The organism is Candidatus Obscuribacterales bacterium, from assembly GCA_036703605.1.
GTDB lineage: Bacteria > Cyanobacteriota > Cyanobacteriia > RECH01 > RECH01 > RECH01.
The window spans coordinates 1-8,517 of sequence record DATNRH010001021.1 but is presented as its reverse complement, the minus strand read 5'-3'; the positions used below and the strand labels follow the sequence as shown (position 1 = coordinate 8,517).

General features: G+C 55.0%; 9 protein-coding genes. 5 read left to right on the top strand and 4 right to left on the bottom strand.

Annotation, left to right across the window (positions count from 1 at the left end):
• The 3 genes from mgtE to V6D20_20905 all read right to left on the bottom strand — a co-directional run.
• Nucleotides 1-775, bottom strand: a 775-nt coding sequence (gene mgtE, locus V6D20_20915; protein HEY9818242.1) for a magnesium transporter, incomplete at its 3' end; no start/stop codon positions are given.
• A 138-nt stretch (nucleotides 776-913) separates the two neighbouring features.
• Complete coding sequence (gene leuB / locus V6D20_20910; protein HEY9818241.1) at nucleotides 914-1,993, bottom strand: 3-isopropylmalate dehydrogenase; 1,080 nt, start codon at nucleotides 1,991-1,993, stop codon at nucleotides 914-916.
• Nucleotides 1,994-2,206: 213 nt separating this feature from the next.
• A complete protein-coding gene (locus tag V6D20_20905) occupies nucleotides 2,207-3,112 on the bottom strand; it encodes a sigma-70 family RNA polymerase sigma factor (protein ID HEY9818240.1) in 906 nt (301 codons plus the stop codon).
• A 300-nt stretch (nucleotides 3,113-3,412) separates the two neighbouring features.
• Here V6D20_20905 and V6D20_20900 point away from each other — a divergent pair, with 300 nt between their 5' ends.
• The 5 genes from V6D20_20900 to V6D20_20880 all read left to right on the top strand — a co-directional run bounded on the left by V6D20_20900 (nucleotide 3,413) and on the right by V6D20_20880 (nucleotide 7,560).
• Entirely contained in the window at nucleotides 3,413-4,090 is a 678-nt protein-coding gene (locus V6D20_20900; protein HEY9818239.1) for a DUF2301 domain-containing membrane protein, read from the top strand.
• A gap of 258 nt (nucleotides 4,091-4,348) precedes the next feature.
• Complete coding sequence (locus V6D20_20895) at nucleotides 4,349-4,489, top strand: hypothetical protein (protein HEY9818238.1); 141 nt, start codon at nucleotides 4,349-4,351, stop codon at nucleotides 4,487-4,489.
• A 148-nt stretch (nucleotides 4,490-4,637) separates the two neighbouring features.
• Entirely contained in the window at nucleotides 4,638-5,801 is a 1,164-nt protein-coding gene (locus tag V6D20_20890) for a Re/Si-specific NAD(P)(+) transhydrogenase subunit alpha (protein HEY9818237.1), read from the top strand.
• A gap of 51 nt (nucleotides 5,802-5,852) precedes the next feature.
• On the top strand, nucleotides 5,853-6,140 hold the full coding sequence (locus tag V6D20_20885; protein HEY9818236.1) for an NAD(P) transhydrogenase subunit alpha: 288 nt from the start codon (nucleotides 5,853-5,855) through the stop codon (nucleotides 6,138-6,140).
• 7 nt (nucleotides 6,141-6,147) lie between these two features.
• Nucleotides 6,148-7,560, top strand: a complete 1,413-nt coding sequence (locus V6D20_20880) for an NAD(P)(+) transhydrogenase (Re/Si-specific) subunit beta (protein HEY9818235.1) — start codon at nucleotides 6,148-6,150, stop codon at nucleotides 7,558-7,560.
• A 244-nt stretch (nucleotides 7,561-7,804) separates the two neighbouring features.
• On the opposite strand, the gene mnmE is transcribed toward V6D20_20880, so the two are convergent.
• A partial coding sequence (gene mnmE / locus V6D20_20875; protein HEY9818234.1) for a tRNA uridine-5-carboxymethylaminomethyl(34) synthesis GTPase MnmE occupies nucleotides 7,805-8,517 on the bottom strand: 713 nt, incomplete at its 5' end.

The window sequence follows — 8,517 nt, the reverse complement described above, 5'->3', positions numbered from 1 at the left end:
CCACCGTGACAATACCGACCAGGCGCTGCTCCGCATCCACCACCGGCACTGCCAGGAAGTCATAGCGCTGAATCACCCGAGCCACTTCTTCTTGATCCGTATCGGTTTTTACCGAGACAAACTCCCGCACCATCAGATCTCCCACCTGTTGCTCAGGCTGAGCCGTGACCAAGTCTCGTAGGGAAAGAATGCCCGTCAGATGGCGGGCGGCATCGGTGATATAGAGGTAGTACACCGTTTCGCTGAGATGGGCGAGGTTGCGAATATGCTCCAGCGCCTTGGTCACCGTCCAGACTTCCTTCAAGGCCACATACTCCGGGGTCATAATTCGCCCAGCCGTATCCGCCTCGTAGCCCAGCAACAGCGCCGTTGCCTGCCGTTCTTGGGGACTCAGTTCTGCTAACAGGCGACTGACCACCTTCGCTGGCAGCTCATCAAACAGGCGAGCCCGATCATCCGGCGACATTTTGTCTACGATATCGAGCACATCTTGCCGCTTGAAGTCTTCGATCAGCGTCTGCTGCACCGATGAGTCTAGATGCTCATAGACATCAATGGCCTCACTTTTCGACAGCAGCCGAAAGGCGATCGCCTGCATGGCATCGGGCAACTCTTCAATGGCATCGGCAATATCCGCAGAGGGCACAGGCACCAGCAACGCCTTAGCGCCCTGGAGATTACCTTGATCAAGCAATGAATGGAGCTGCGAACGAATCAGCTCGCGCAGTTCTTGGCGCGAAATGGTGGGAGAGAAGGTTGAACGATCGCGCTCCATGGCTATCTGTGATCCAACGTAGTGGGTCTCGCCTGTTGAATTCTAATCCAAAAGAATCGCGAGGTGGGACTCTTCGGTCAATTCATCGCCGACTGGCCCTGAGACCAGCCGGGATGTTGGAGGGGTAGAAGCGATCGCTTACAACGCCGTCAGCAAGGCCTCGCCCATCGCCTGGCAGCCCACGAGGGTCATACCGTCCGACATAATGTCGCCGGTACGATAGCCTTGGTCGAGCACCGTCATCACCGCCTGCTCTAAGCGATCGGCGGCCAAGGGTTGATTGAGGCCATAGCGTAGCATCATGGCAGCGCTCAAGACCTGGGCAATGGGGTTGGCCTTATCCTGTCCGGCAATATCTGGAGCCGATCCATGCACAGGCTCAAACACACCGGGGCCAGAACTGCCTAGACTAGCCGACGGCAACATGCCAATACTGCCGGTGAGCATGGCCGCCGCATCGGAGAGAATATCCCCAAAAAGATTCCCCGTCACAATGGTATCGAACTGTTTGGGCCAGCGGAGCAACTGCATGGCCGCGTTGTCTACATAGAGATGCGAGAGTTCCACATCGGGATAGTCCTTCGCCAGCAGGGTCATGCGATCGCGCCATAGCTGCGACACTTCCAGCACGTTGGATTTATCCACTGAGCACAGCTTCCCGCCACGTTTTTGGGCTGTTTCAAACGCTACTCGCCCGATGCGATCCACCTCGGCATCTTCATAGACCATGGTGTTGACGCCGCGCTTTTGTCCCGACTCCGTCTCAAAAATTCCTCGGGGTTGGCCAAAGTAGATGCCGCCAGTCAGTTCCCGCACCACCATAATATCAACACCCTCCACCACCTCGCGCTTGAGGCTAGAGGCATCGATCAACTGGGGCAAAATGGTTGCCGGACGCAGGTTGGCAAACAGGCCCAGCCCAGCCCGCAAGCCTAGGAGACCACGCTCCGGACGCTGATGATTGGGCAAAGAATCCCATTTAGCACCACCGATAGCGGCTAGCAAGACGGCATCACTCTGACGGCAGATACTTAGGGTTTCGTCAGGCAAAGGACTGCCCGTGGCATCAATGGCCACGCCGCCCATCAAAGCATCTTGGAAGTCAAACGTCAGATCACACTGTTGCCCGACGCGCTCCAGCATCTTGACCGCAACAGCCATAATTTCAGGGCCGATGCCATCGCCGGAGAGAAGTGTGATGCGGTACTGCTGTGTCATGGATGGGACATCCTGAACGAAGGTGAGTAGGCTGCGATCGCCCCCAATCTGGGATGGCAACCCGGCAGCAACTTAGCATTCTATCCCACTTTGTACAGATCTCCAGTCGCTAGCCAGAGAGAATCCTTGCAATCAGCACTTGACCGATCCCCAAACCACACGCCGCCCGGTCATCTAACCCTGATGGCTCTCACTAATTGATCCTGCGATGGTTTATGGAGCCGTGGACAAACTCCGCGAACTCGGCGATCCACTCTTTTGTTGCCGCACTTTACGTTTCAACTGATTCATGGCCTTGCGTTCGAGCTGGCGTACCCGCTCCCGCGACAGGTTGAGATCTCGACCCACGCTCACCAGGCTGGCCCGTTTCCCGTCCACCAAGCCATAGCGGGCGCTGAGTACATATTGCTCCCGAGGCGGCAGGCCATCCAATAGCGTTTGAATAAACTCCCCGGTTTCCAAGAGTTCAGCCATTTCTAGGGGATTGGCATTGTCGGTATCGGCCAACAGCTCACCCAGGGCCGTTTCCTCATCGCGCCCCACTTTATGATCTAAGGAGATCACAGCGCGGCTTTGGATGAGCAGCTTCTTCAAATCTGACGACGGCATACCCAATTCCTCCGCGATCTCATCGAGAGACGGCGATCGCCCTAGGGCAACGGTGAGGGTACGGGTGGCGGATTTGAACTTGTTGAGCTTCTCTGTAATATGCACCGGCAGGCGAATGGTGCGTGAGGATTCCGAAATGGCTCGGGTGATACCTTGACGAATCCACCAATACGCATACGTGCTAAACTTATACCCTTGGGCTGGATCAAACTTCTCAACCGCCCGGTTTAGTCCGATTGATCCTTCCTGAATGAGATCCTGGAACTCCACACCCCGCCCCTGATAGCGCTTTGCGATGGATACCACCAATCGCAAATTAGCTTGAATCATGCGGTGCTTGGCACGGCGTCCCCGCTGGAAAATGTCCTGTTGCTCAGGTGTAACATCTGCCACGTCCTGTACGGAGAGCATGGCTTGCACTTGACGCGACAGCTCGATTTCTTCCGCTGCACTGAGCAACGGTGTTCTTGCTACTTCGTGAAGATAGTCACGGATTGTGTCCACAGTCATAACGAGACACTACATCTAGAGTTTCCCCATAACATAGCACCTCATCACGCGATCGCAATACTAAAAGTCCCAAAGTGGGACTGTTTTTGGGTTAATTTTTATAACGCGGCGGTTCTAAACCCCCATAGCCTTGCTAGAGCCTGTTTCCCTTGGGTTATGCCTATGGGCCGTTTTGCCCCAGTTCAAGGTTTGTCTGTTCAAGGCAGACCGATCTCATTTCTGGCTTAAGCTGGAAGGAGACAATGTCGTTTACCTAGCGATAGGGGTAGACGATCTGCACACCAGCTTTGGGAGGTCACGATGATTCATCCATCATCCTCAGATATAGAGTCCAATGCGGTTTATCAAGGGCAGTTCGGCTCCTTTGTGATTGATCAGCGCGATCGCCGCGAGGTGATCCTCTATCGCCTAGGGTTGGGCATGGCGGCTCTTTGCTTTGCCGTGGGTGTTGCTCTAGTCCTGAGCGGTCTAGTGACGGTTGATCAAGCAGAGATCTTGACCTGGCTCTATGCCGGTATGATGGCAGGTCTGGGGCTCAGCCTATGGATGATCCATATTTATATGGCCGTTTTACATCGCGCCCTACAGATTTTTTGGGCTATAGGAGCGATCGCCTCAGGAGCGATCGCCTTCTCCAGCCCTGATCCCCTCTGGCTGACGGTCTACCAGCAGCCCCTGAGCATCTTCGGTATTGGCTTTGGTGCTGCTGCCTTAACGGGAATTTTCTTCAAAGAAGCCTTTTGTTTCAATCGATTGGAAACCAAAGCGCTCACCGTGATCGTGCCCTTACTGCTATTGGGACACTTGGCAGGATGGCTGCCCCTGTCTGCCGAACGAGGCTTGTTAGCAACCTGGGCTGTTCTGTTTGCCATTTTTGCCCTGCGCAAGACCATTCAAGCGATCCCGCCGGATATTGGCGACAAAAGCGTCTTTGCCTACCTCAAGCAACAAAAACTTAGTAACGTTTCGTCTACCTGAATTCTTAGGAAAGCCTGAAAACTAGAGGGTTTCTCCCCACTTGTCAGGTAGGTTTAGGTAGAGTCGGTTCAAGAATGGACAGGATCAACGCAGATCGAGGGCGATCGCCTCGGTGTCTGTGGAGCCCTTAGCAAGGTATACCGGTGGATCACGGAATGGCCGTTTTGCACCCTGAGCCCACCGTGAACGCCCATGAACTGGCTCTCTCAGCATGAGAGATTCAGGGCAGCTCTACACATAGCCCGATGCATGATGACCATGCATGGGTCTGTGCTAGCCCTACACCATTTCCACCGGTTTTTTGCCAATCCGTTGCCGCAATCCCAGCTCAATGAGCACCGCGATCGCCTGAGGCGGCGGGCCCGTCAGCGGATGACATATCCCCGACCCTTCCCCTAGACCTCCTTGAGCTAGGGGTGTCCTCTATGGGTAGACATCCACGGATAGACATTCACCCTGTCACCCATGATCCCCAGGGATGGGTGATCCCTATCTCTGGGGCGGGGGATCACGACGATTCGCAGCGACAGAACATGAAGGAGAGTTGATGAAAATAGCGGTTGCACGAGAAACAGTCATGGGAGAGCGCCGGGTTGCGCTGATTCCGGATACAGTCAGTCGTCTAGTTAAACAAGGGCTGGACGTGCTCCTAGAAGCAGGCGCTGGAGAAGCGGCCTATTTCTCCGATGCCGAGTACGAGGCGGCGGGAGCTACGATCATCCGTGACACTGCCCAACTCTGGGCCGAGGCGGATGTGCTGCTCAAGGTCAGCCCACCTCAAGATCAAGACGGCTATGCAGAAACGAGTCAGCTTCGAGAAGGGGCCACCCTGATTGGCTTTTTGAATCCCCTGGGGCATCCCGAGGGGATTCAGTCCTTAGCTCGACGGCGTATTACCGCCTTCAGCATGGAACTGATCCCGCGCACCAGTCGGGCGCAAAGTATGGATGCCCTGTCCTCCCAGGCTAGTGTGGCGGGCTATAAAGCGGCTCTGATTGCGGCTACGGCTCTGCCTAAATATTTCCCTATGCTCACCACTGCTGCCGGCACGATCCGCCCGGCAAAGGTGTTTGTCATGGGAGCTGGGGTGGCTGGCTTGCAAGCGATCGCCACGGCCCGCCGTTTGGGTGCGGTGGTGGAAGCCTTTGACATTCGCCCTGCGGTGAAAGAAGAGGTGCAAAGTTTGGGGGCGAAGTTTGTGGAAGTACCCTTGGATGAAGAAACCGTAGCCGAGGGTGGCTATGCCCGAGAGGTATCGGAAGCGGCTAAGGAGCGATCGCGTCAAGTCGTGGCCGCCCATATTGCCCAGGCCGATGCTGTGATTACGACCGCCCAAGTGCCGGGCAAAAAAGCGCCTTTGCTGGTGACCGAAGAGATGATTGCTGGCATGAAACCCGGTTCCGTGATTGTGGATCTCGCTGCCGACCAAGGCGGTAACTGTGCCTACACCCAGGCAGGTCGCGATGTTGTGCGCCATGGGGTGACGATCATTGGGCCTACCAACCTGCCGGCCTCCGTGCCTGTCCACGCTAGCCAGCTCTACGCCAAGAATATCCTCACTCTGCTCAACCATCTCATCAAAGACGGTGACCTGCAGTTGAACTTTGAGGACGACATCATCGCGGCAGCCTGTGTCACCCATGAGGGCGACATTCGCAATACCCGCATCAAAGATGCCCTGATGGTGGAATCTACCGTGAGCGCCGGATAGCGATCCGTCATTCCATTCCATGCACCGTTATATTACTCAGGAGTTATTTCTATGGCAGCAGGACTGCTAACGGGCTTAGTTGTCTTTGTCCTCGCCTCCTTTGTGGGGTTCGAGGTGATCAACAAAGTGCCTCCCACCTTACATACCCCCCTCATGTCTGGAGCAAATGCCATTTCCGGTATTGCTGTCGTTGGGGCCTTGCTAATTGGTGGTGCCCAAGACTTGAACCTCACGGTCATTCTGGGTCTGATTGCGGTGGTTTTGGCCACCATTAACGTAGTCGGCGGCTTCCTGGTCACCGATCGGATGCTGCAAATGTTCAAGAAGAAGGGAGCTTAGATTGAGCATGTTGACAACCGGCTTTCTTTCCTCAGGCATTGAGATCACCTACCTGGTGGCCGCTTCCCTGTTTATTGTGGGTTTGAAAAAACTGAGTTCTCCGGCAACGGCGCGGCAGGGCAACCAGATTGCGGCGGTAGGGATGTTGGTGGCTATTGTGGCTACGCTGCTCAATCAGTCTGTCCTGAACTACACCATGATCTTGGTCGGGATTGTGATTGGTTCCTTGGTGGGAGCGATCGCTGCCCAGAAGGTGGCCATGACCGCCATGCCTCAAATGGTTGGCATCTTCAACGGACTAGGTGGCGCGGCCTCAGCCTTGATTGCCGTGGGCGAATTTTGGCGAGTTCTCGCCACCACCGGCACCGCGCCGGTAGACGCTACCTTGGTGACGATCCTAGGTGTACTCATCGGTGGGGTCACCTTTACCGGTAGCTTGATGGCCTTTGCCAAACTCCAAGGCATCATGCCCGGCGCGCCGATTACCTTTCCCCTGCAGCAACCCTTCAACATTTTTATTCTGGTCAGCTTTCTAGGTGGCAGCGGCTACCTGCTGGTTCATCCTGAGCAAACCTTCGTCTTTTTGGGATTGGTTGCCATCTCGCTGCTCCTCGGCGTTCTGTTCGTTCTGCCCATTGGTGGCGCTGATACCCCCGTGGTCATTTCCCTGCTCAACTCCTACTCCGGATTAGCAGCCAGCGCGGCAGGCTTCATCTTGATGAATAATATGTTGATCATTGCCGGGGCCTTGGTGGGTGCATCGGGACTGATCCTCACCCAGATTATGTGTAAAGCCATGAACCGCTCCCTGGCCAATGTGCTGTTCAGCGCTTTTGGCTCCGATGGCGGAACAGCGATCGCTGCCGGTGGAGACCAAGGCGATCGGGTGGTGCGATCGGTGGAACCGGAAGAAGGCGCGATGATGCTGGGCTATGCGCGATCGGTCGTCATTGTTCCTGGCTATGGCATGGCTGTGGCCCAAGCCCAGCATTCCGTGCGAGAACTTGCTGACCAGCTTGACCGCCTCGGCGTCACCGTAAAATATGCCATTCACCCGGTAGCAGGCCGGATGCCCGGTCACATGAACGTGCTGCTGGCTGAAGCCAACGTTCCCTACGATCAACTCTGCGACATGGACGACATCAATCCAGAATTTGAGCGCACGGACGTGGCGTTGGTGATTGGCGCAAACGACGTGGTCAATCCCGCTGCCCGCGAAAATGCTAGCAGCCCGATTTACGGAATGCCGATTTTGGATGTGGATCGTGCCCACAACACCATCGTCATCAAGCGCGGCATGAGCGCAGGCTTTGCCGGCATTGAAAATGATTTGTTCTTCAAAGAGCACACCATGATGATGTTCGGCAGCGCTAAGGATGTGGTTGCTAAGCTTGTTGCAGAAGTTAAGCAACTTAGCTAAGGTATCGCTCATTCAGCATCCTAACTCTCTAGGGCGGGCAATTCCGCCCTAGTACCGTCCTTCATGCATTTAAGATATATAAGATGTAAAAAATAATATGGTTCCTTTTTATTGGTTGCTCTTGATTGATTGTTAGATTTCAAGCGCTAAAATCTCGGGAATGGCGTGGGCACTAAAGATAGCAATTAACCTATTTTCATTGTTTCACCGCTTCTTTAGCCAACGTCAATAAAGAGCGATCATGTTACTTCCCAATGCAGAAACGGCTAAAGATTTCATCCAGCACTGATTCCACCATCTCCTCGCCCGTAATTTCGCCTAGGGACTGGATGGCTTGCCGCAGATCAATGGTCCAGAAGTCTAGCGGAAGCTGCTCCTGGGTTGTTTGCTGCACCTGAAGCAGGGCAGACTTAGCGCGGGTCAGGGCGATCGCCTGTCGTTGGTTGATGGCGAAGTCTTGGTTAGCGGCGGTGAGGGTTTTGGCGTGGATGCAGTCCAGAATGGCGTCTTCTAGGGCTTCGATGCCTTGGTGGTGAGCGGCGGCTGTGCGCACAATATGGGATACCGATGGCAGGCTGGTGGGGTCAACCATATCGGCTAGGTCTACTTTATTCATGATCAAGATTAAGGGGCGATCGCTCACTTGGTCGTAGATAATCTGATCGTCACTTGTCCAGCCTGTCTGAGCGTCGATCGTAAATAAGATCAAGTCAGCCGCTTCGGCAGCCCGGCGCGATCGCTCTATTCCCAGTTGTTCGACTTGGTCACTGGCTTCACGGATGCCGGCAGTATCCAGCACCTGCACTGGAATCCCTCGGACAGTCAGTTGGGATTCCACCACATCCCGCGTTGTGCCTGGCAGATCGGTAACAATGGCGCGATCGCTCTGGCTCCAAGCATTGAGTAAGCTAGACTTACCCACATTCGGACGTCCGACGATCGCTACCTTCAGCCCTG

What these genes read in the sequence shown, in the direction of transcription:
- leuB (HEY9818241.1), bottom strand. Translation starts at nt 1,993, where the DNA reads ATGACACAGCAGTACCGCATCACACTTCTCTCCGGCGATGGCATCGGC.
- V6D20_20905 (HEY9818240.1), bottom strand. Translation starts at nt 3,112, where the DNA reads ATGACTGTGGACACAATCCGTGACTATCTTCACGAAGTAGCAAGAACA.
- V6D20_20900 (HEY9818239.1), top strand. Translation starts at nt 3,413, where the DNA reads ATGATTCATCCATCATCCTCAGATATAGAGTCCAATGCGGTTTATCAA.
- V6D20_20895 (HEY9818238.1), top strand. Translation starts at nt 4,349, where the DNA reads ATGCATGGGTCTGTGCTAGCCCTACACCATTTCCACCGGTTTTTTGCC.
- V6D20_20890 (HEY9818237.1), top strand. Translation starts at nt 4,638, where the DNA reads ATGAAAATAGCGGTTGCACGAGAAACAGTCATGGGAGAGCGCCGGGTT.
- V6D20_20885 (HEY9818236.1), top strand. Translation starts at nt 5,853, where the DNA reads ATGGCAGCAGGACTGCTAACGGGCTTAGTTGTCTTTGTCCTCGCCTCC.
- V6D20_20880 (HEY9818235.1), top strand. Translation starts at nt 6,148, where the DNA reads ATGTTGACAACCGGCTTTCTTTCCTCAGGCATTGAGATCACCTACCTG.